At 71.6% G+C, this 22,329-nt stretch carries 18 protein-coding genes; all 18 read right to left on the bottom strand.

Features of this window, described 5'->3' with window-relative positions; all coding sequences use genetic code 11:
* Positions 1-31: 31 nt before the first annotated feature.
* Complete coding sequence (gene gmk / locus J4030_RS04125) at positions 32-583, bottom strand: guanylate kinase (protein WP_208047944.1); 552 nt, start codon at positions 581-583, stop codon at positions 32-34.
* A gap of 3 nt (positions 584-586) precedes the next feature.
* Positions 587-901: an integration host factor, actinobacterial type gene (mihF, locus tag J4030_RS04120; RefSeq protein WP_208047943.1), complete on the bottom strand. Its 315-nt coding sequence runs from the start codon at positions 899-901 to the stop codon at positions 587-589.
* Positions 902-1,083: 182 nt separating this feature from the next.
* Positions 1,084-1,947 (bottom strand): orotidine-5'-phosphate decarboxylase, encoded by an 864-nt coding sequence (gene pyrF, locus J4030_RS04115; protein ID WP_208047942.1) that lies wholly within the window; start codon positions 1,945-1,947, stop codon positions 1,084-1,086.
* Positions 1,944-5,246, bottom strand: a complete 3,303-nt coding sequence (gene carB, locus J4030_RS04110; protein ID WP_208047941.1) for a carbamoyl-phosphate synthase large subunit — start codon at positions 5,244-5,246, stop codon at positions 1,944-1,946. The genes pyrF and carB overlap by 4 nt, the downstream gene beginning before the upstream one ends.
* Positions 5,247-6,413, bottom strand: coding sequence for a glutamine-hydrolyzing carbamoyl-phosphate synthase small subunit (carA, locus tag J4030_RS04105; RefSeq protein ID WP_208047940.1), 1,167 nt, complete (start codon positions 6,411-6,413; stop codon positions 5,247-5,249). It abuts the gene before it with no gap.
* Positions 6,410-7,708, bottom strand: coding sequence for a dihydroorotase (locus J4030_RS04100; RefSeq protein ID WP_307864548.1), 1,299 nt, complete (start codon positions 7,706-7,708; stop codon positions 6,410-6,412). Before J4030_RS04100 ends, carA begins: the two co-directional genes overlap by 4 nt.
* Positions 7,709-7,769: 61 nt before the next feature.
* Positions 7,770-8,693, bottom strand: coding sequence for an aspartate carbamoyltransferase catalytic subunit (locus J4030_RS04095; RefSeq protein WP_208047939.1), 924 nt, complete (start codon positions 8,691-8,693; stop codon positions 7,770-7,772).
* Positions 8,690-9,283, bottom strand: coding sequence for a bifunctional pyr operon transcriptional regulator/uracil phosphoribosyltransferase PyrR (gene pyrR / locus J4030_RS04090; protein ID WP_208047938.1), 594 nt, complete (start codon positions 9,281-9,283; stop codon positions 8,690-8,692). Before pyrR ends, J4030_RS04095 begins: the two co-directional genes overlap by 4 nt.
* Before the next feature lie 146 nt (positions 9,284-9,429).
* The gene (locus J4030_RS04085; RefSeq protein ID WP_208047937.1) at positions 9,430-12,642 is read right to left on the bottom strand and encodes a glycoside hydrolase domain-containing protein; all 3,213 of its coding nucleotides are present in this window, start codon (positions 12,640-12,642) and stop codon (positions 9,430-9,432) included.
* A 206-nt stretch (positions 12,643-12,848) separates the two neighbouring features.
* Entirely contained in the window at positions 12,849-13,259 is a 411-nt protein-coding gene (gene nusB, locus J4030_RS04080; RefSeq protein ID WP_208047936.1) for a transcription antitermination factor NusB, read from the bottom strand.
* A gap of 7 nt (positions 13,260-13,266) precedes the next feature.
* A complete protein-coding gene (gene efp / locus J4030_RS04075; protein ID WP_208047935.1) occupies positions 13,267-13,827 on the bottom strand; it encodes an elongation factor P in 561 nt (186 codons plus the stop codon).
* A 182-nt stretch (positions 13,828-14,009) separates the two neighbouring features.
* Positions 14,010-15,086: a 3-dehydroquinate synthase gene (gene aroB, locus J4030_RS04070; RefSeq protein WP_208047934.1), complete on the bottom strand. Its 1,077-nt coding sequence runs from the start codon at positions 15,084-15,086 to the stop codon at positions 14,010-14,012.
* Positions 15,083-15,601 (bottom strand): shikimate kinase, encoded by a 519-nt coding sequence (locus tag J4030_RS04065; protein ID WP_208047933.1) that lies wholly within the window; start codon positions 15,599-15,601, stop codon positions 15,083-15,085. Before J4030_RS04065 ends, aroB begins: the two co-directional genes overlap by 4 nt.
* Positions 15,598-16,818, bottom strand: a complete 1,221-nt coding sequence (aroC, locus tag J4030_RS04060) for a chorismate synthase (protein ID WP_208047932.1) — start codon at positions 16,816-16,818, stop codon at positions 15,598-15,600. The genes J4030_RS04065 and aroC overlap by 4 nt, the downstream gene beginning before the upstream one ends.
* Before the next feature lie 13 nt (positions 16,819-16,831).
* Complete coding sequence (locus tag J4030_RS04055; protein ID WP_307864547.1) at positions 16,832-17,677, bottom strand: shikimate dehydrogenase; 846 nt, start codon at positions 17,675-17,677, stop codon at positions 16,832-16,834.
* The gene (mltG, locus tag J4030_RS04050; RefSeq protein WP_208047931.1) at positions 17,671-18,987 is read right to left on the bottom strand and encodes an endolytic transglycosylase MltG; all 1,317 of its coding nucleotides are present in this window, start codon (positions 18,985-18,987) and stop codon (positions 17,671-17,673) included. Before mltG ends, J4030_RS04055 begins: the two co-directional genes overlap by 7 nt.
* Entirely contained in the window at positions 18,984-19,499 is a 516-nt protein-coding gene (gene ruvX / locus J4030_RS04045) for a Holliday junction resolvase RuvX (protein ID WP_208047930.1), read from the bottom strand. Before ruvX ends, mltG begins: the two co-directional genes overlap by 4 nt.
* Positions 19,500-19,575: 76 nt before the next feature.
* Positions 19,576-22,272, bottom strand: coding sequence for an alanine--tRNA ligase (gene alaS / locus J4030_RS04040; RefSeq protein ID WP_208047929.1), 2,697 nt, complete (start codon positions 22,270-22,272; stop codon positions 19,576-19,578).
* Positions 22,273-22,329: the final 57 nt, after the last annotated feature.

Below are 22,329 nucleotides of genomic sequence, written 5' to 3'. Positions count from 1 at the left end.
GAGGGCGCGACGGTCGCGCAACTGCAGCAGTCTAGTGCTGCTGCATCAAGTGTACGAGTTCGCCGGAGGCGCGCTGTACGTCGTCGTTGACGATCACCGTGTCGAACTCGTCGGCGGCGGCCAGTTCCAAGCGGGCCGTGGCCAGTCGGCGTTCGCGCTCCTCCGGCGTCTCGGTGCCGCGTCCGACGAGCCGGCGGACCAGCTCGTCCCAGGACGGTGGCGCCAGGAAGACGAAGTGCGCATCGGGCAGCTGCTCGCGCACCTGTCGCGCGCCCTGCAGGTCGATCTCCAGCAGCGGCAGCAGGCCCGCCTCGATGGCGGCCTGCATGGGTGCGCGCGGGGTGCCGTAGCTGGCCCGGCCGTGCACGACGGCGTACTCGAGGAACTCACCCTGTGCGGCGAGCTCGTCGAAGCGCTCCTGGGTGACGAAGTGGTAGTGGCGGCCCTCGATCTCACCGGGACGGGGGCGGCGGGTCGTCATCGAGACCGACAGCCACACCTGGGGGTAGTGCTCGCGGATGTACGACGAGACCGTGCCCTTCCCGACCGCGGTGGGTCCGGCCAGCACGAAGAGTGCAGGCATCCCTCAGGCCTCGAACCGCTCCAGCAGTGCGGTGATCTGGTTGGCCCCGAGTCCGCGCACCCGCCGACTCTCGGAGATGCCGATCTCCTGCATGATCTGCGCGGCGCGCACCCGGCCCACGCCCGGCATCGACTCCAGCAGCGCCGACACCTTCATCTTGCCGATGACCTCGGACTGCTTGCCGCTCTCGATGACGTCGCGCAGCGACCCCTGCGCGTACTTGAGGCGGTTCTTGACCTCCGCCCGCTCCCGGCGGGCCGCGGCCGCCTTCTCCAACGCCTGGGCTCGTTGCTCGGGCGTCAGTTCGGGGAGGGCCACCGGGTTACTCCTGCATCAGTCTGCGTCGTCGATGGCCACCCGCGGAATCTGCGACAGCCGTTCCGAGCGAACCTAGCGAGCCGGAGGACGTTCGGCAATCCGAGCGCCAATGCCGTTGTGTTCGCGGGGCTTTCGGATCCTACTCAGCCGTAGCTGCACACCGTTCGGACGTGGTGAACATCTCACAGCCGCAGCGCGTCCGCCGTACGCCGGGCGGCGTCCCGCAGGAGGCCCACGTCCGGTCCGGCGCCGAGCACCTCCCTGCTGCTGGCTGCCAGCACCTGCGGCAGCGCGGCGCCGAACACCTCCCGCAGCTGCGCAGGGCCGGCGCCCTGGGCGCCCACCCCGGGCGCGAGGACCGGCGTCGCTGCTCCCACGAGATCCAGATCCAGGCGGCGTACGGCGTCACCCACCGTCGCCCCGACGACGAGCCCGACGCTGCCGAGCGCCCCCCGCCCGCGCGCCGGTGCGTTGTCCGCGGCCGCTCCGGCCACCACGCTGCGCGCCACGCTGACCCCGTCGAGGGCGGCGTGCTGCACGCTCGCGCCCTCGGGGTTGGACGTGAGCGCCAGCACGAACACCCCGCGCCCCTGCGCGTGCGCCAGATCGATCGCGGGGCGCAGGGACTCGTACCCCAGGTAGGGGCTGAGGGTGATCGCGTCCGGCGCGTGCGGGGTCTCGCGCAGGAACGCGTCGGCGTACGCCGCCATCGTGCTGCCGATGTCGCCGCGCTTGACGTCGAGCACGGTCAGCGTGCCTGCCGCCCGCAGGCCCGAGACCACGCGCTCGAGCAGGGCCACTCCCCCGGAACCGAAGACCTCGAAGAACGCCGACTGCGGCTTGACCGCCGCCACCTGCCCGCCGAACGCCTCGACGCAGGTCATCGCGAACCGCTCGACGCCCGCCAACGTGTAGGGCAGCCCCCACGCCTCGACCAGCGCCCGGTGCGGGTCGATCCCGGCGCACAGCGGGCCCTGCGCGTCCATCGCGGAGCGCAACCGGACGCCGAACGGCGCCCGCCCGGCGACCGCACGCGCCGAGGTCATCGTGCGTACAGGTTCAGATCGCGCGCGTGCGCCTGCAACGGCTTGACCTTCATCGGACCGGCCAGCTGCGCCTCGATGCCCTGCACCGCGGCCGCCAGCTGCTGCACCGTGGTGATGATCGGCCGGTCCATGCTGGTGGTGGCCGCGCGGATGGCGTAGCCGTCGACGCGGGCGCCCTGCCCGGACGGGGTGTTGACGACCATCGCCACGTCACCGTCGAGGATCCGGTCCACCACGGTCGGCTCGCCCTGCGGGCCGCGACCGTCGCTGTGCTTGCGCACCACCTCGGCGTGGACGCCGTTGCGGCGCAGCACGTCCGCCGTGCCCGCGGTCGCGAGCAGGTCGAAGCCCAGATCGGCGAGCCGCTTGAGCGGGAAGATCATCGCGCGCTTGTCACGGTTGGCGATCGAGACGAAGATCAGCCCCGTCCGCGGCAGCCCGGTGACCGAGCCCAGCTGGCTCTTGGCGAACGCCGAGCCGAAGTCGTCGTCGATGCCCATGACCTCGCCGGTGGAGCGCATCTCCGGCCCCAGCAGGCTGTCGACGACCTCGCCCTCGGTGGTCAGGAAACGCTTGAACGGCAGCACCGCCTCCTTCACCGCCGTGGGCGCGGACGCGGGCAGCGTGCTGCCGTCGCCGCGCGGAGGCAGGATCCCCTCGTCGCGCAGCTGCTGGATGGTCGCCCCGAGCATCACCCGCGCCGCGGCCTTGGCCATCGGTACGCCGGTCGCCTTGGCCACGAAGGGCACGGTGCGGCTGGCGCGGGGGTTGGCCTCGAGCACGTAGAGGATGTCCTGGGCGAGCGCGAACTGCACGTTCATCAGGCCGCGCACCCCGATCCCCTGGGCCAGCTTCAGGGTGTACTCGCGCACCCGGGCGATCTCCTGCGCACCCAGCGTCACCGGGGGCAGCGTGCACGCCGAGTCGCCGGAGTGGATGCCGGCCTCCTCGATGTGCTCCATGATCCCGCCGAGGTACATCTCGTGACCGTCGTAGAGCGCGTCGACGTCGATCTCGATGGCGTCGTCCAGGAAGCGGTCGACGAGCACCGGGTGCTCCGGTGAGGCGACCGTGGCGCGGGTGACGTACTGCGCAAGTGTGTCGTCGTCGTAGACGATCTCCATGCCGCGCCCGCCGAGCACGTACGACGGCCGCACCAGCACGGGGTAGCCGATCTCGTGCGCGACGGCGAGGGCCTCCTCGGCGCTGTAGGCGATGCCGTGCTTCGGCGCGGGCAGCTTGGCCTCGGCGAGCACCCGGCCGAAGGCGCCGCGGTCCTCGGCCAGGTCGATGGCCTCGGGCGAGGTGCCCACGATGGGCACGCCGGCCTCCTTGAGCGCCTTGGCGAGACCCAGCGGGGTCTGGCCGCCGAGCTGCACGATGACCCCGGCGACGGGGCCGGCGGCGCGTTCGGCGTGCACGACCTCGAGCACGTCCTCGAGGGTGAGCGGCTCGAAGTAGAGGCGGCTGGAGGTGTCGTAGTCGGTGGAGACCGTCTCAGGGTTGCAGTTGACCATCACAGTGTCGAAACCGGCGTCGCGCAGTGCGAACGACGCGTGGACGCAGGAGTAGTCGAACTCCACGCCCTGCCCGATCCGGTTGGGGCCCGAGCCCAGGATCAGCACGGCCGGCCGCTCACGCGGCGCGACCTCGCTCTCCTGGTCGTAGCTGGAGTAGTAGTAGGGCGTGCTGGCCGCGAACTCCGCGGCGCAGGTGTCGACCGTCTTGTAGACCGGCCGGACACCGAGGGCGTGACGCACCCCGCGTACGACGGCCTCGGGCGTGCCGCTCAGCTGCGCCAACTGAGCGTCGGAGAAACCGTGCCGCTTGGCGAGGCGCAGCAGCACCGGGGTGAGTTCCGGCGCGGTGCGCACCCGCTCGGCCACGATGTTGATCAGCTGGATCTGGTCGAGGAACCACGGGTCGATCTTGGTGGCGTCGTGCACCTCCTCGACGGACAGTCCGGAGCGCAATGCCTGCTGCACCAGCACGATCCGCCCGTCGGTCGGCGTACGCGCCTGGTCCAGCAGTGCGCGCCCCATCTCCTTGGACGGGTCGTCGTCGGGGTTCCAGTGGAAGGAGGAGCCCGAGCGCTCCATCGACCGCAGCGCCTTCTGCAGCGCCTCGGTGAAGTTGCGCCCGATCGACATGGCCTCGCCGACCGACTTCATGGTCGTCGTGAGCGTGGGGTCGGCCGCGGGGAACTTCTCGAACGCGAACCGCGGCACCTTGACGACCACGTAGTCCAGCGACGGCTCGAAGCTGGCGGGCGTCTGCTCGGTGATGTCGTTGGGGACCTCGTCGAGCGTGTAGCCGATCGCCATCTTGGCGGCGATCTTGGCGATCGGGAACCCGGTGGCCTTGCTCGCCAGCGCGCTCGAGCGCGACACCCGCGGGTTCATCTCGATGACGATGATCCGGCCGTCCTCGGGGTTGACCGCGAACTGGATGTTGCAGCCGCCGGTGTCGACGCCGACCTCGCGGATCACCGCGATGCCGATGTCGCGCAGCCGCTGGTACTCCCGGTCGGTCAGCGTCAGCGCGGGCGCGACGGTGATCGAGTCGCCGGTGTGTACCCCCATCGGGTCGAGGTTCTCGATCGAGCAGACGACCACCACGTTGTCGGCGTGGTCGCGCATGACCTCCAGCTCGTACTCCTTCCAGCCGAGGATCGACTCCTCCAGGAGCACCTCGGTGGTCGGGCTGGCCTGCAGGCCGGCGCCGGCGATCCGGCGCAACCCCTTCTCGTCGTACGCGAACCCGGAGCCCAGTCCGCCCATCGTGAACGACGGACGCACCACCATCGGGTAGCCGAGTTCGGCTGCAGCAGCAAGACATTCGTCCATCGTGCGGGCGATGATCGACTTCGCGGACTCCGCGCCGCAGCGAGCAACGACGCCCTTGAAGCGCTCGCGGTCCTCCCCCAGCTCGATGGCCTCGACGTTCGCGCCGACCAGCGGGCAGTTGTACTTCTCCAGCACACCCGCCTCGTGCAGGGCGATCGCGGTGTTGAGCGCAGTCTGGCCGCCCAGCGTCGCCAGCACGGCGTCCGGACGCTCCTTGGCGATGATCGACTCGACCACGGTGGGGTTGATCGGCTCGACGTACGTCGCGTCCGCGAACTCCGGGTCGGTCATGATCGTGGCCGGGTTGGAGTTGACGAGGATGACCCGCAGGCCCTCCTCGCGCAGCACCCGGCACGCCTGGGTCCCGGAGTAGTCGAACTCGCACGCCTGGCCGATCACGATCGGCCCGGAGCCGATGACCAGCACGCTCTTGATGTCGTCCCGACGGGGCATCTACTTGTTCTCCTTGGTGCTGGCCATCAGGTCGATGAACCGGTCGAAGAGGTACGCCGCGTCGTGCGGTCCCGCTGCCGACTCCGGGTGGTACTGCACCGAGAACGCCGGCAGGTCGAGGCATTCCAGCCCCTCCACGACGTCGTCGTTGAGGCAGACGTGCGAGACCCGCACCCGCCCGTACGGCGCCCCTTCGGGTGCCAGGACATCGCCGTCCAGCGGCGCGTCGACCGCGAATCCGTGGTTGTGCGCGGTGATCTCGACCTTGCGGGTGCTCCGGTCGAGCACTGGTTGGTTGATGCCGCGGTGGCCGTACTTCAGCTTGTAGGTGCCGAAGCCGAGCGCCCGGCCGAGCAGCTGGTTGCCGAAGCAGATGCCGAAGAACGGGATCCGGGCGAGCAGCACCTCGCGGAGCAGGGTGACCTGCGGCGCGGTCGCCGGGTCGCCCGGGCCGTTGGAGAAGAACACCCCGTCGGGGGCGAGCGCCTCGATCTGCTCGTACGTCGTGGTGGCCGGCAGCACGTGCACCTCGACGCCGCGCGCCGCGAGACTCGCGGGCGTGGCGGCCTTGATGCCGAGGTCGATCGCCGCGACGGTGAAGCGTTTCTCCCCCACGGCGGGCACGACGTACGCCGTCGGCGTCGTCACCTCGGACGCCAGCTCGGCGCCGTCCATCCGGGGCGCGTCCTGCACCCGGGCGACCAGATCGCCGGCGGTCGGAGTGTCGCCGGAGAAGATGCCGACGCGCATCGCGCCGCGTTCGCGCAGGTGGCGGGTCAGCGCGCGGGTGTCGATCCCGCAGATGCCGACGACGCCCTGGTCGCGCAGGTCGTCCTCCAGGGTGCGCACGGAGCGCCAGTTGGACGGCCGCAGCGCGGGGTCGCGCACGACGTACCCGGAGACCCAGATGCGCCGCGACTCCCCGTCCTCGTCGTTGACGCCGGTGTTGCCGACGTGCGGCGCGGTCATCACGACCACCTGCCGGTGGTAGCTCGGGTCGGTCAGCGTCTCCTGATAGCCGGTCATGCCGGTGGAGAAGACCGCTTCGCCGAAGGTGCTGCCGGTCGCGCCGTACGCCTCACCGGTGAAGGTCGTGCCGTCCTCCAGCACCAGGGTCGCGGGCGACCTGTCCAGTGCCGAGAGATCCTGTGCTGTCTGCTGATTCACGCGTGTACCTCGCCGTCGAGCAGGGTCGCCCGACCTCGTAGGAAGGTGGCCTGCACCGCGCCGTCGAGCGCGATGCCGTGCCAGGGGTTGTTGGACGACAGGGACCGTGAGGCGTCCCGGTCGACCGTGACGCGGGCGCTCGGGTCGAAGAGCACCAGGTTGGCCGGCGCGCCGTCGGCGAGGCCACCGCCCTGATGGTCGAGCCCCGCGATCCGTGCCGGGTTCGTGGACATCGCGGCCGCCACGGCCGCCCAGCCCATCGCCCCGCCGCGCACCATCACGGTGTGCACGACCTGCAGCGCCTGCTCCAGGCCGAGCATCCCGAACGCCGCCTCGGCGAAGGCGTGCTCCTTGTCGTGCCGGGCGTGCGGCGCGTGGTCGGTGGCCACCGCGTCGATGGTGCCGTCGGCCAGCGCCGCGCGCAGGGCGGCGATGTCCTCGGCCGGCCGCAGCGGCGGGTTCACCTTGAACGTCGGGTCGAAGGTCGCGACCTTGTCGACGGGCAGCATCAGGTGGTGCGGGGTGACCTCGGCGGTCACGGCGATGCCCTGCGCCTTGGCCCAGCGCAGGACCTCGACGGTCCCCGCGGTCGAGACGTGCGCGATGTGCACCCGGCTGCCGGTGTGCCGCGCCAGCATCACGTCCCGGGCGACGATGACCTCCTCGGCGACCCCGGGCCAGCCCGGGAGGCCGAGCCGCCCGGACAGCTCGCCCTCGTGGGCGCATGCCTCGGAGCCCGCGAGCCGCGGGTCCTGGGCGTGCTGGGAGACCACGCCACCGAACGCCTTCACGTACTCCAGCGCCCGGCGCATCAGTCGCGCGTCGTGCACGCACTTGCCGTCGTCGGAGAAGACCCGCACCTGCGCACGGGACCGCGCCATCAGCCCGAGCTCGGCGAGCTGTTCTCCCGCCAGGGCTTTGGTGACGGCGCCGACGGGCTGTACGTCGACCAGCCCCGCCTGGCGGCCCAGCTCGTGCACGCGTTCCGCGGCCTCGGCCGTGTCGGTGACCGGATCGGTGTTGGCCATCGCGAGCACGGCCGTGAAACCGCCCGCGGCGGCGGCCGCGGACCCGGTGGCGATCGTCTCGGCGTCCTCGCGGCCCGGTTCGCGCAGGTGGGTGTGCAGGTCGACGAGGCCGGGCAGCGCGACGAGACCGTCGGCGTCGATCCGGCGTGCGTCGCGCGGCGCATCCGCGGCCGAGTTGAGCCGGCGTACGCCTCCGTCCTGCAGCAGCAGGTCACCGCGGCCCTCGCCGACGACGTCCGCGCCCACGATCAAGTACGACTCACTCACGGGTTCCTCCGATCGGGGTCCCCGCGAAGTATCGGAGCGCAGCGCAGAACTTCGTGGGGTATCACTGTGCGCCTCCTAGGAGGTGGTAGAGCACGCTCATCCGCACCGCGACTCCGGCCGAGACCTGGTCGAGGATCAGCGAGCGGGCCTCGTCGGCGGCGTCGGCGGTGATCTCCAGGCCCCGGTTCATCGGCCCGGGGTGGGCGATCACGGCGTTCGGTGAGAGCAGCTTCAGGCGCTGCCGGGTGAGGCCGTAGCCGACGGTGTACTCACGCGGCGTCGGGAAGTACCCCCCGGACATCCGCTCCTTCTGCACCCGCAGCATCATCACCGCGTCGGCGTCGGGCAGCACCGCGTCGAAGTCGTAGGTCGTCGCGAACCCGGCAGCCTCGCTCCACGCGGCGACGCCGCTGGGCATCAGCGTCGGCGGGGCCACCAGCGTCACCTGCGCACCGAGGGTCTTCAGCAGCAGCAGGTTGCTGCGGACGACGCGGGAGTGGGTGAGGTCGCCGGCGATCACCACGTGCTTGCCCGCCAGATCGCCGATCCGCCGGCTGATCGAGTACGCGTCCAGCAGCGCCTGGGTCGGGTGCTCGTGGGTGCCGTCACCGGCGTTCACCACGACCGCGTCGATCCAGTCGGCCACCTGCGCCGGCGCACCGCTCGCGTGGTGGCGGATGACCATCCCGTCGATGCCCATCGCGGCCACCGTGGTGACGGTGTCGCGCAGCGACTCCCCCTTGCTCACCGACGACCCCTTGGCGGAGATGTTGATGACGTCGGCGGACAGCCACTTCCCGGCGATCTCGAAGGAGGAGCGGGTGCGGGTGGAGTCCTCGAAGAAGAGGTTGACGACGGTGCGACCGCGCAGGGCGGGCAGCTTCTTGACCTCGCGGTGCTGCACCTCGTGCATCTGAGCGGCCGTCTCCAGGATCGTGAGCGCCTGGTCGCGGTCGAGGTCGGCGGCGGACAGCAGATGTCTCACGGCGTCACCTCCGACGCGTCGGCGGCATCGGCGATGCGCACTTCGTCCACCCCGTCGTCCTCTACCAGTGAGACCTGGACGCGCTCGCTGAGCGCCGTGGGGAGGTTCTTGCCGACGTGGTCGGCGCGGATGGGCAGCTCGCGGTGGCCGCGGTCGATCAGCACGGCGAGACGTACGGCGCGGGGTCGCCCCAGGTCGCCGATCGCGTCGAGCGCCGCTCGCACCGTGCGGCCGTGGAAGAGCACGTCGTCCACGAGCACCACGACGGCGTCGTCGATGCCGGCCGGCGGGATCTGGGTGGGTGCGGCGGCGCGGATGGGCTGCAGGCGCAGGTCGTCGCGGTACATGGTGACGTCGAGCGACCCGGTGGGCACGTGCACGCCCTCCACCTCGGCGATCGCCTCGGCCAGGCGCGCGGCCAGGGTGGCGCCGCGTCGCGGGATCCCGAGCAGCACCAAGTCCTCGGCGCCCTTGTTGCGTTCGAGCAGCTCATGCGCGATGCGGCGTAGGGCTCGACGGATCTCGTTCTCGGAGAGGACTACTCGACCGGCGGAAGCACCGGGAGTCGTGCGGTCTGGACGCGTGGACAAGCGTCATGACCTCCTTCGCCGCCTCGCAGGACGGATCGTTAAAGGATGTCTGTCGGCACCGATGGTAGCGGAGCAGCAGTCGCGTGACGACGGCGGCACGGTGCGGGAGGACGGATGACGACGGCGGTTGTCAGCGTGCACCCGCGTCAGGGACCGGTGTACGCCGTCACGTCGAGCGTGAGCCGCACCGACCCGCCCGACACGTTGGTGATGGTGATCGTGCCCCTGCCGCCGATCGGCAGCAGCGCGGTGTTCGTGCCCGAGCCGCCCGCGAAGCCCAGCAACGACGTCGAGCCGGAGACGGTCCCGTTCGTCAGATAACCGGCAGTCTGCGCGGACTCGACGTCCAGCACGACCTCGGCGGCGGTCGCCGTACCCGGCAACGGCGTGCCGGACGTGTCACGCACCTGCACGGTGATCGACGCGCGTGCGGCGAGCTGGACCACGTGCGGGTAGGCCACCGTGGCAGCGCTGCCGGACAGGATCCGGGTGGACGGCACCTGCGTCCACTGACCGCCCGACGCACCGCCGTACCCCTGCACGTCGATGATCACCTGCAGGCTGTGAGCGGACTTGTTGGTGACGGTGACGGTACCGCCGGAGCCGAGCCGTACCAGCGCCGTGCTGGCCACGGTGCGCTGCGCACCGAACGCGAGCACGGAGGTGGTGTTGCTGCTCACCGTGAGGTAGCCCGCGGAGGCCGCCGACGTGGTCGTCACGTTCAGCAGCGCGCTCGCGGATCCCGTGGGCACCGGCGATCCGACCGCACCGGCGACCTTGAAGGTCACGGTGCCGTTCGCCGGGATCGCCGCACGGCGGGTGTTGGATCGGGTGCCGACGCGGGTGTCGACGATGCGGGTGTGCGACGTCGGGGTCCACCGGCTGCCGGCCGTCGACGCGTACGCCTCTACGTCGACCATGAGGTGCACCGCTGCGGGCCCATGGTTGGTGACCGTCACCGCGCGTCCGGTCAGCGGGAAGAGCCGCGAGGACGAGCTGACCTGCGAGCCCCCGAAGACCACGGCCCCGCCGGGCGTGCTGAGCCACCCGGCCTCGGACGTCGACACGCTCACGTGCAGCTGAGCCCCGGTCGCCGAGGACGGCACGGGCGACCCGACCAGCCCGCTGACCCAGATCTTGAGCGAGGCCCCGGGGGCCAGCGGCTTCTGGACCGCGTTGAACCGGGTGCCGAAGCGGGTGTCGACCAGTCGCGCCGGCGTCACGGCCGTGAGGCGGGTCGGTGCGGTGGGCACGACCGTGCCGGTGGTGACGCCCGGCCCCGATCCGCCGGCGTTCTTCGCGACGACGGTGAAGTGGTACGTCGTGCCGTTGCTCAGTCCGGTCACCGTGGCCTTGCGCAGGCTCGCGCCCACGGTGGCCGAGCGGCCGCCCGGCGACGCGGTGACGGTGTAGCTGGTGACCGCCCCGCCGGTGGTCGGTGCCGCCCAGCGGACGGTCGACCCTCCGCTGGCGACCGACGCGTACAGCTGGGACGTGCGGCCGGGGACCGCCGGGGTGGGCGGCGCGGTCGGTGGCGGCGGCGTCGCCGAGAGCGCCTTGAACCACATGGCGTCCACCGCGAACGGCGTGTGCGCGGCGCTGCCGCCGTTGTCGCCGACGTGCACGCTCACCGTGCCGGCCGAGCGGACCGTGAAGGTGCCGACCGAGCGGTACCCCTTGGCGGTGGACTGGTCGAGAACCGAGTTGACCGCGACCCCGCTACCGCTGATCGAGTACCGCGCACGCCCGCTGCTGTTGCTGGAGGGCACGTACGCCATCGCGCTGTAGGAGCCGGGCGCCAGGTACATCGACCAGGTGGCACCGTTGACCTCCGTGGAGGCTCCGCTGCTGCCGGTGTAGAGCGCGTGACCGCCCAGCCCCTGACCCGTCATGGTGTGCCAGGAGGACATCGGCCCGGTGAGTCCGAACCCTGTTCCCACGGGACCGGTGGTCTGCGCGCCGTACGACACCGGCACCGCGTTGCCGGCGAGCGGAGCGTCGATCCAGTTGGCGTCGATGTTCAGCCGGACCCCGCCCCAGGACTCGGTGACGTTCCCGGCGTACTGGTGCAGCCGCTGATGGTTGCTCCACTCGGCATCGGAGAAACGCGAGTACGACGACTGGGCACTCGTGGTGGCCAGGCCGTTCCAATAGGCGAACCAGACGTGGTCCGGTGCCACGAAGCTGCTGCCGGCGGAGGACATGTCGCTCATCACCGACGGGGGGCCGCCGTAGACGCCCGAGAGATAGCCGGAGCGGTGCAGCGCGCTGGTCCATGCCGACAGGAAGGTCAGCGCGGCCGACCGGCAGGAGCTGCCGAGGCCGTAGTTCTCCATGTCGAAGTAGAGGGGCCGACCGGTGCCGATCCCGAACCTGCGGGCCTGGGCGATCGCGTCGGCGGCTGCTGCGGCACCCTGACTGGAGGCGCTGGAGTAGGAGATGGTCGAGAGGCCACCGGCCTGGACGCAGGGTGCCTGCAGACCGACGTAGATGGGGATCAGGCCCCATCCGGCACGGCTGACCGACGACACCCACGACGCCGACAGGTTGCCGTCCCCGCATGCGCGGTTCGCGCCGCCGATGTAGATGCCGACGGCCCGGTACGGCGAGCTCTTCCACGCGCTGAGGGTGCCCGTCGAGGGCGCGGAGCAGGTGTCCAGACCGAATCCGGTGAACGCCGAGGTCGAGGGCGTCACCGCACTCGTGGTCGCCTGCAGGCGTGCGGTGGCCGCCGCCGAGGTGGCCGGCGCGCCCGGGCTCGTCGCGGCGCGTGCCAGAGCGGCGGCGGGCACCGAGCCGGTGGTGCCGGTGACGGTCGCGAGGGCTGCGTCGACCGCCGTACGGGAGGTGCCCCACGTCGTCTGGATGACGACCTTGCGCCCGCTCACCGCGGCCAGTTGCTCGTGGGAGGCGTCGTCCGTCGCGACGCGGGCGGCCATCGTGCCCACGCGAGCGCTCGGTGTGCCTGTGGGGGCCGCCGACGGTGCGAGCCAGATGGTGTCCGCCCGCCCGACGAGGTGGGCGGGGCAGTCCTGCTGTGCGGCCGCCGCGCCGGTGTAGATCGTCGGCACGTCCAGCCGCACACATGCGCCGGGGGTCGTGTCCAGGTCGACGACCCGCCAGGCGGCGGGCACCCGCACCGACACCCCGCCGTACGACACGGTCCGGGTCCCGGTGGCACCGGCGGTCGCGGAGACCGGCGCGGCGGCGCTGGTGACGGGCGGGACGGGTGACGGGGCCGGCATCGGGTCGGCGCCGGCGGGCCCCGCAGCCAGACCCAGAGTGGCGCCGGCCGTGACGGTGCCGATCAAGGTCGCGCGGAAAGCGGTGCGGGATCGGGATCCACGGCGGATGTTCACTGGGACTCCTGTGACGGATGAGGCTGGTGGGCCTGCTTACCGTGCCACAGCGGATGTCCGGTTGGGGGTTTGCGGACCTGGCGAAAAGCAAGGCGCCACGCCGACTCTCACAGAATTCGTCCCCGGCGACGATCTGGAGTCGCGGCGCGCCGTAGAGAGCGCGCGGCGACTCCAGCGGCGCGGGCGCCGGAGGTGGTCGGGCCGGGTCAGGCCAGCGTGTGCTTGACCTGCGCGACCTGGGTCAGCAGTCCGCTCATGAACTGGGGCGAGGCGTCGGTCGACAGCTCACCGGCCAGGTGGGTCGCCTCGGCGATCGCGACCTTCTCCGGTACGTCGTCGTTGAACGCCAGCTCCCACACCGCGAGCCGCAGCAGGGCCCGGTCGACGGCCGGCATCCGGTCCATCGGCCAATCCGTGTAGGTCTGGATCGTCTCGTTGATGACCGACCAGTGGGCCACCACGCCGCGGACCAGGTCGGCGGTGTACTCGGGCAGCGGAGCGGGGGTGACCGGGTCCGCGACCCGCTCGTCGAGCAGGATCACGGCGTTGACGCCGCGCTGCTCGGCCTCGAAGAGCAGGTCGAGCGCGCGCTTGCGAGCCTTGGTGCGAGCGCCCACCGTCGTCTCAGCTCACGCGGCCGAGGTACGACCCGTCGCGGGTGTCGACCTTGACCTTGACGCCGGTCTCCAGGAAGAGCGGCACGGAGATCTCCGCGCCGGTCTCCAGGGTCGCGGGCTTGGTGCCACCGGTGGAGCGGTCGCCCTGCAGGCCCGGCTCGGTGTGGGTGATCTCCAGGACGACGGAGGTCGGCAGCTCGACGTAGAGCACGGCGCCGTCATGCGTCGCGACGATCGCCTCGTTGTTCTCGAGCAGGAAGTTCGCGGCGGTCCCGACGGTGGCGGCGGGGATGGTCACCTGGTCGTAGGTCTTCACGTCCATGAAGACGTAGTCGGCCCCGTCCTTGTAGAGGTACTGCATGTCGCTGCGGTCCACGGTGGCCGTCTCGACCTTCACACCGGCGTTGAAGGTGCGGTCGACGACCTTGCCGGACAGCACGTTCTTCAGCTTGGTGCGCACGAAGGCGGGTCCCTTGCCGGGCTTGACGTGCTGGAACTCCACCACCGACCACAGCTGCCGGTCGATGGACAGGACCAGTCCGTTCTTCAGTTCGTTCGTGCTCGCCACGTGCTCGTCTTCCTTCGGTTGGTCAGGTGCAGGTTCGGGGACGACCCGGGCACAGGCGCTCACGGTTCGACGCGGACGGACGTGGGAAACATTGGGGTGGTGCACGTCTGCGTCGGGGTGGATGCCGATTCGGCCGCCGGATCTTCGGGTCCAGTCTACGGTCCGCGGCTCCGTGCCCCGAATCAGACGGTGTCGCTCACCGCGTCGTACGCCGCACGCAGGTCCGACTCCGCGGGTCCCTCCAACCGGGTGACCGCCGCGATGTCCGTGAGCGCCACGAACCGCAGCAGGTCACCGCGGGTCTTCTTGTCGCGTCGCATCGCCGCCAGCAGATCCTCCCAGCGCCCGCCGCGGTACGCCGTGGGCAGCCCGAGCGAGCTCAGCACCCGACGGTGCTGCGCGACGAGGTCGGGATGCAGCAGTCCGGCCCGCCCGGCCAGTTCGGCGACGTAGACCATCCCCACGGAGACGGCGTCACCGTGCCGCCAGGTGTAGTGCTCCACCTGCTCGATCGCGTGCGCGAAGGTGTGCCCGTAGTTGAGGATCTCGCGCAGCGAGGCCTCCTTGAGGTCCGCGGCGACCACCTCGGCCTTCACGGCGACGGCGCGGCGTACCAGCTCGGGCAGCACGTCGCCAGCCGGATCTGCAGCGGCCGCGGGGTTCGCCGTCACCAGTTCCAGGATGCGCGGATCGGCGATGAACCCGCACTTGACCACCTCGGCGAGCCCGGCGACCAGGTCGGCCCGCGGCAGGGTCGCCAGCAGGTCCAGATCGCACAGCACCGAGACCGGTTCGTGGAAGGCCCCCACCAGGTTCTTGCCCTCGGGGGTGTTGATGCCGGTCTTGCCCCCGACCGCGGCGTCGACCATTCCCAGCAGCGTCGTCGGCACCTGCACCACCCGGATCCCGCGCAGCCACGTGGCCGCCACGAACCCGGCCAGGTCGGTCGTGGCTCCCCCGCCGAACCCCACCACGACGTCGGTGCGGGTGAACCCGGCCTCGCCGAGCTGGGACCACAGGCGTGCCGCGACGTCCGCCGTCTTGGCGGCCTCGGCGTCGGGCAGCTCCTGCATCAGGACCGCCCGCTCCCGGATACGCAGTGTCGCGGCGAGCGCGTCCACGCGGTCGGCCAGCGCCGGTGGGTGGAGGAGCAGGATCCGGGTGGCGTCGGCGGGGATCGCCTCGGGCAGCTGCTCCAGCACGCCGTGTCCGACCAGCACGTCGTACGCGCTGCCGACCGGGATCCGGGCGACGGTCATGCCGGGCCCGCCCCGCCGGGTTCGATCAGCTCGGCCACCTGCTCGACGACCTCGGCGATCTTGCGGCCGCCGGTGTCGACCCGCCAGGTGGCGAGCGCTTCGTACGTCGGGCGCCGCGCGTCCATCATCCGGGTCCAGGTGGCGCGCGGGTTGACGGCCAGCAGGGGCCGCGAACCGTCGAAGCCGACCCGGCCCGCCGCATCCTTGATCGTCACGTCGAGGAAGACGACCGGCGCACCGCGCAGCAGCTCACCGGTGCCCGGATGCATGGCCGCACCCCCGCCGAGCGCCAACACGCCGTCGCCCTGCAGGCCACGGGCGACCGCAGCGGCCTCGAGCGCGCGGAACGCCTGCTCGCCCTGCTCCACGAAGATGTCGGAGATGCTCGCTCCGGCCTCCTGCTCGACGAGGTGGTCGGTGTCGACGAACGGCACCTGCAACCGCGCCGCGAGCCGTCGACCGACGGTGGTCTTGCCCGCACCGGGTGGTCCGATGAGGACCGCGACGACGCTCACCAGGTCCGCATCTCGGTCGGGATGGACTGCAGGTAGGCCAGGTGGTTGCGCGCGGTCTCCGCGACGCTGTCGCCGCCGAACTTCTCCAGGCAGGCCTGGGCCAGCACGAGCGCCACCATCGCCTCCGCGACGACCCCGGCCGCGGGCACCGCGCACACGTCCGAACGCTGGTGGATCGCGGTGGCAGCCTCTCCGGTCGCGGTGTCGATCGTGCGCAGGGCGCGCGGCACCGTCGAGATGGGTTTCATGGCGGCACGCACCCGCAGCACCTCACCGGTGGACATGCCGCCCTCGGTGCCACCGGCACGTCCGGAGGTACGGCGTATGACGCCGTCCTCGCGGACGATCTCGTCGTGGGCCTGCGATCCCGGTCGCGCAGCGGTCCGGAAACCGTCGCCGACCTCGACGCCCTTGATCGCCTGGATGCCCATCAGCGCAGCGGCCAGGCGGGAGTCCAGCCGTCGGTCCCAGTGCACGTGGGATCCCAGGCCCGGCGGCACGTCGTAGGCGATGACCTCCACCACCCCGCCGAGCGTGTCGCCCTCCTGCCGGGCCGCGTCGACCGCCGCGACCATCGCGGCGGACCCGGCCGGGTCGAGGGTGCGCACCGGGTCGGCGTCCAGCGCGTCGACGTCGTCCGGGTCGGGCAGGGGCGCGTCGTCGGCGACCCCGGCGCTGCCGATGGCCACGGTGTGCGAGACCAACCGGATGCCGTACGCCGCCTCGAGGAACCGTGCGGCCACCTCACCGAGCGCCACGCGGGCCGCCGTCTCGCGTGCGGAGGCGCGTTCCAGCACCGGGCGCGCCTCGTCGAACCCGTACTTCTGCATCCCGACCAGGTCGGCGTGACCCGGCCTCGGGCGGGTCAGCGGCTTGTTGCGGGCCAGCTCCTTCGGGGCACCGACGTCGTCGGCGTCGTGCAGCGCGGCCGCCTCGACCGGCTCCGGGCTCATCACCGTCTCCCACTTGGGCCACTCGGTGTTGGCGATCGTGATCGCGACCGGCGAGCCCATCGTGCGACCGTGACGCACCCCGCCGGTGAACTGCACCTCGTCCTGCTCGAACTTCATCCGGGCACCGCGGCCGTACCCGAGTCTGCGGCGCGCCAGCGCGGCCACCAGGTCCTCCCGGCTGATCGGGATCCCCGCGGGCAGACCCTCGATCACCGCGGTGAGCGAGGGGCCGTGCGACTCACCGGCGGTCAACCAACGCAACATGCGCTGAAGTTTGTCACGCCCTCCTGGTGCGCTGCGTCGACCGTCCGGCGGCCTGCATCGCGGCCAGCGGCGCGTCCCGACCGGTCATCGACCGCACCTGTGCGGCGGCCTGGTGGATCAGCATCTCGATGCCGGGTACGACGTTCAGCCCCGCGCGCCCCGCCTCGGCCGCCAGCGGGGTCGGCCACCCGGCGTACACCACGTCGAGCAGCACCCCCGTGCCCGCGAGCCGCTGGTCCTCCAGCGCCGCGGCGACCCCGTCGGCACCGCCGGGCGGCAGCGTGCTCACCGTGACCGGGGCGTCCGCCACGGCCCGCGCGACGTCGTCGAGTGCGAGCACCGACGTCCTCATCCCGGCCGCCTCGGCCTGCCGCAGGGTCTCGGGGCGCACCCGGTCGCGGACACCGAAGACGACGTCACGGACGCCCAGTGCCGAGAACGCGGCCAGGGCCGACCGCGCGGTGGCGCCCGATCCGAGCACGAGCGCCCATCCGGTGCCCTCCGGCCGGGCGCCCGCGTCATGCAGGGCAGCGCGGATCCCCCACACGTCGGTGTTGTCCGCATGCCAGGAGTCGCCCTGCCGGATGAGGGTGTTGGCCGCTCCGGTGCGCACGGCGGTGTCCGTCGCGACGTCGGCCAGCGCCAGGGCCGCCTCCTTCAACGGCATCGTGAGCGCCAGACCGCGCCATCGCTTGTCGAGCGAGGCGAGGAAGCGCGGCAGGTCCGCGGCGCCTACCTCGTGCCGCTCGAACGTCCAGTCGGTGAGCCCCAGCGCGTCGTACGCCGCCTGGTGCAGCGTCGGCGACAGCGAATGCGCCACCGGTTGACCGAGGACGGCCGCACGGGGACCGCTCAGCACTTGCCCGGGTGCGCGGTGCACCAGGCCTGGAAGCGGCGCACCGCGGCCGCGTGCTCGGTGCGGTTCGACGCGAAGACGGTCTCACCCGTGGAGAGGTCGACGGTCACGAAGTAGAGCCAGGGGCCCGGGGTGGGCTGGTACGCCGCGCGCAGCGCCGCCAGTCCGGGGTTGCTGATCGGGCCGGGTGGCAGGCCCGCGGCGCGGTAGGTGTTGTACGGATTGGAGGACGCGCGTGCGGAATCGCTCGTCGTGATCTTGCCGCGCCGGTGCAGCACGTAGTTCACGGTGGAGTCCAGCTGCAACGGCATGCCCTGCGCGATCCGGTTGTCGACCACCCGCGCGACCTTCGGCCCGTCCTGCGGCCTGCTGGCCTCCGCCTCGACCAACGAGGCCACGATGGTCACCCTCGCGAGGCGGCTGGCCGGAATCCCCAGGCTCGCCACCTCCTGCTTGAAGCGGGTCACCATGTCCTGCAGCTGGGTCGCGGCACTCGCGCCCTTCGGGAAGTCGTACGTCGAGGGGAAGAGGTAGCCCTCGACCCGGCCCTGGGCGGCGCTCGGCAGACCGAGGCTCGCGACAGGCACCTTCGTGTAGTTCGCGAGCGGCACCTTGGTCGCCTTGGACAAGCGGGCGTAGATCTCGGTGGCCCACAGACCCTCGGGGATCGTGACCCCGCCGGCGACCTTCGACTTCGGGTCCAGCAGCACGTCCAGGGCGTCCGCGGAACTCATGTGCCGACGCATCCGGTAGGTGCCCGGCTGCAGCGTGGCGAACTGGGAGTTGTTGGCGGCCAGCGCCGTGAAGGAACTCGCCGACTTCACGACCCCGGCCTTCTGCAAGGTCGCGCCGATCGTCGTGCCGGAGTCCCCCGGCGCGACGGTGATGGAGACGGTGCCGGTGCCCGCGCCCACGTAGTCACCGCCACCGGCCAAGGCGCCCCCTCCACCGAACTTGGGCAGGAACGAGGATCCGAGCGTCGAGACGGCGAAGATCAGCGCTGCACCGATCACGAGGGCACCGACGATCATCGCCAGGCAGCCGCGCACCGCGGGACGACGTTCGTCGGGGTGAGACCCTCGTCTGCGGGGCCGCCGTGCGGGTGGCGGGGGCGCAGCGACCTGCTGGTGGACGTCGCGTTCGCGCACTTCGCGGCGGCTCGAGGCCGGCCCGGCCGCCATGGGAGCGACGGCGGGCGGCACCGGACCGGTGGCGTCCGGGTCGACGATCGGACCGGTCGTGTCGTGGTCGCCCTGCCGAGCCCTCCGCCCGGAAGCACCAAAGATCGAATCCCCCAGGTGGGAGTCGTTCATCCGGGCCAACCTTTCGCGCCGCGACGGCGACTCTGACGAGCGCGCGGCTTGCGGCCGCCGACGATTTCTCCCGGAGCGTGGCCGGAAAGGCGCTCGGAGTCAAGCGCGGCTTGCAGGATCAGCACAGCTGCCTGTTGATCGATGATCTCCCTGCTGGAGCGCGCCGTACGCCCGGCCGCGTGCAGCGCGCGCTGAGCGTCCACCGTGCTCAACCGCTCGTCGACCAACCGCACCACCACGCCGGGCACCCGTCGGGCGAGCGCCACCGCCCAGGCCCGGGCGGTCTGCGCCGCGGCCCGCTCCACCCCGTCCATCGACAAAGGCAACCCCACGACGACCTCGATGACACCGCGTTGCTCGGCCTCCTGCGCCACGTCGGCGGTGTCGGCGATCCCCGCGGGGTCGCGGCGCACGGTACGCAGCGGCGTCGCCACCATGGCGTCCGGATCGCTGGCCGCGACACCGATGCGCACCGAACCGACATCGACCCCCAGCCGGGCGCCCGGCCTCATCGCCGCCACCCCCGTTTCGGACCTGCACACCGGGGCGTACGCGTCCCGATGTGCAGGTCCGAAACGCGCGATGACGTCATCGAGACGTGACCGTCCCGCCCACCGTGTGCTCGACCCGGACGAGGGCCTCACCGGTCCTGCTGGCATCGCTGCCACCGCCCTGCGCGAGGTCGGGCTTGCCGCCGCCGCCTCCGCCGAGGACACCGGCCGCGACCTTCACGAGGTCACCGGCGCGCACGCCCCACTCGCGAGCCTGCGCGTTGGTGGCCACCACGATCACCGGCCGGTCCTTGCTGACGCCTGTGACCGCCACGACCGACGGGGTCGCGTCCCCGAGCTGATCGCGCAGCTGCAGCACCAGGGCGCGCACCTCGTCGGCGCTCGCCGCTCCGGCGTCATGGCCGACGTAGCGCACCCCGAAGACGTCCTTGGCGCCCGCCACCAGGTCACCGGCCCCGGCGAGCACCTGCTGCTGGCGCAGTTTGGCGATCTCGCGTTCGGCGTCCTTGACCCGGGTGAGCAGCTCGGAGATGCGCGCGGGCAACTCGGCCGGCTGCACCTTCACCAGGCCGGACAACTCGGCGACCATCGCCCGCTCGCCGGCCAGGTAGTGCAGGGCGTCCATCCCCACGAACGCCTCGACCCGGCGTACGCCGGATCCGACCGACGACTCACCGGTGAGGGTCAGCGCACCCACCTGCGAGGAGTGCGCGACGTGGGTGCCACCGCACAGCTCTCGTGACCACGGGCCGCCGATCTGCACGACGCGCACCTGCTCGTCGTAGGTCTCGCCGAACAGTGCCAGGGCGCCCCACTCGCGGGCCTCGGGCAGCGTCATGAACTGTGCGGACACCGGAAGGTCTCTGCGCACGGCGAGATTCGCGACCTCCTCGATCTCCGAGCGCGTCTCCGGCGACAGCGCGGAACCCCACGCGAAGTCCAGCCGCAGGTAGCCTGGCTTGTTGTAGGAGCCGGACTGCAGGGCCGAGGGGCCGAGCACCTGCCGCAGGGCGGCGTGGATGACGTGGGTGCCCGAGTGCGCCTGGCACGCGGCGATCCGCCAGTCGGGGTCGACCTTCGCCTGCACCTGCTCGCCGACCCGGACCGGAGCGTCCTGCACCTGCACGGTGTGCACGACCAGACCCTTCACGGGCCGCTGCACGTCGAGGATCTTCAGCACGCCCTGGTCGGTCACGATCTCGCCGGAGTCGGCGACCTGGCCACCGGACTCGGCGTAGAAGCTGGTGCGGTCGAGCACGACCTGCCCGGTCGCCCCGGGCTCGAGCTCCTGCTGCCGCTCGCCGTCGCGGACCAGGCCGATGACCGACGCCTCGACCGAAAGGTGCTCGTACGCTTGCCAGTCCGTGCGGCCCAGCGACAGCAACTCGGTCCACACGCCGACGTCGGCGTGCCCGGACTTCTTGGCCTTCGCGTCCGCCTTGGCACGGTCGCGCTGCTCCTGCATCAGGAACCGGAAGCCCGCCTCGTCGACCTGGACGCCCTGCTCGGCGGCCATCTCGAGGGTCAGGTCGATCGGGAACCCGTAGGTGTCGTGCAGCTGGAACGCCGCGTCGCCCGACAGCTGCGGTGAGGGCTCCTTCTTCGCCTTCGTGACGGCCGTGTCCAGGATCGTCGTGCCCGCGTCGAGGGTGCGCCGGAAGGCGTCCTCCTCGGCGTACGCGATCTGGCTGATCCGCGCGAAGTCGGTCTCCAGCTCCGGGTAGCTCGCCTTCATCCGGTCCTTGCTGACCGGGAGCAGCTGCGGCAGCGCGTGGTCGCGGTAGCCGAGCAGCCGCATCGCGCGCACCGCGCGACGCAGCATCCGTCGCAGCACGTAGCCGCGCCCCTCGTTGCCGGGCGTGACGCCGTCGCCGATCAACATCAGGGAGGAGCGGATGTGGTCCGCGACCACCCGCAGGTGCACGTCGTCCGGGTGCGAGCTGGTCGCGGCATGGCCGGACTTCGCGCCGTACGTGCGTCCGGTCATCTCCGCGGCCTTCGCCAGGACCGGGTAGACCTCGTCGATCTCGTAGAGGTTGTCCTTGCCCTGCAGCACCGAGGCCATCCGCTCCAGGCCCATCCCGGTGTCGATGTTGCGCCGCGGCAGCGGTCCCCGCACGTCGAAGTCGGACTTGGAGCGGAACGCTGACAACTCGTCCTGCATGAAGACCAGGTTCCAGACCTCCATGAAGCGGTCCTCGTCGACCGCCGGTCCGCCGTCGGCGCCGTACTGCGCACCGCGGTCGTAGAAGATCTCCGAGCTGGGGCCGGCCGGGCCGGGCACGCCCATGCTCCAGTAGTTGTCGTCCTCGTCACGGCGCACGATGCGCGCCTGCGGGATGCCGATCCGGTCGCGCCACAGCGCGTACGCCTCGTCGTCGTCGCGGAACACCGTCGGCCACAGCCGCTCGGGGTCCAGGCCGTAGCCGCCGTCCGCCTGACTGGTGGTGAGCAACCCCCAGGCGAAGTCGATCGCGCCCTCTTTGAAGTAGTCCCCGAAGGAGAAGTTGCCGTTCATCTGGAAGAACGTGCCGTGCCGTGAGGTCTTGCCGACCTCTTCAATGTCACCGGTGCGCACGCACTTCTGCACGCTCGTCGCACGATCCCAGCCGGGCTGCTGCTCGCCGAGGAAGTAAGGCTTGAACGGCACCATGCCGGCGTTGACGAACAGCAGGTTCGGGTCGTCGTAGATCAGCGAGGCGCTGGGGACGACGGTGTGCCCGCGCGCCTCGAAGTAGGCGAGCCAACGGCGACGGATCTCGGCGGTTTCCATGACGCTTCCTGGTCGTGGGCGGCAACGACGCGCGTTGCCGCCCGAGAACTACAGCGC

This window comes from Allobranchiibius sp. CTAmp26, assembly GCF_017565405.1.
In the GTDB taxonomy this organism is placed as follows: domain Bacteria; phylum Actinomycetota; class Actinomycetes; order Actinomycetales; family Dermatophilaceae; genus Allobranchiibius.
Note: the sequence above shows the minus strand (reverse complement) of the source record. Positions and strands in the feature narration are given on the sequence as shown.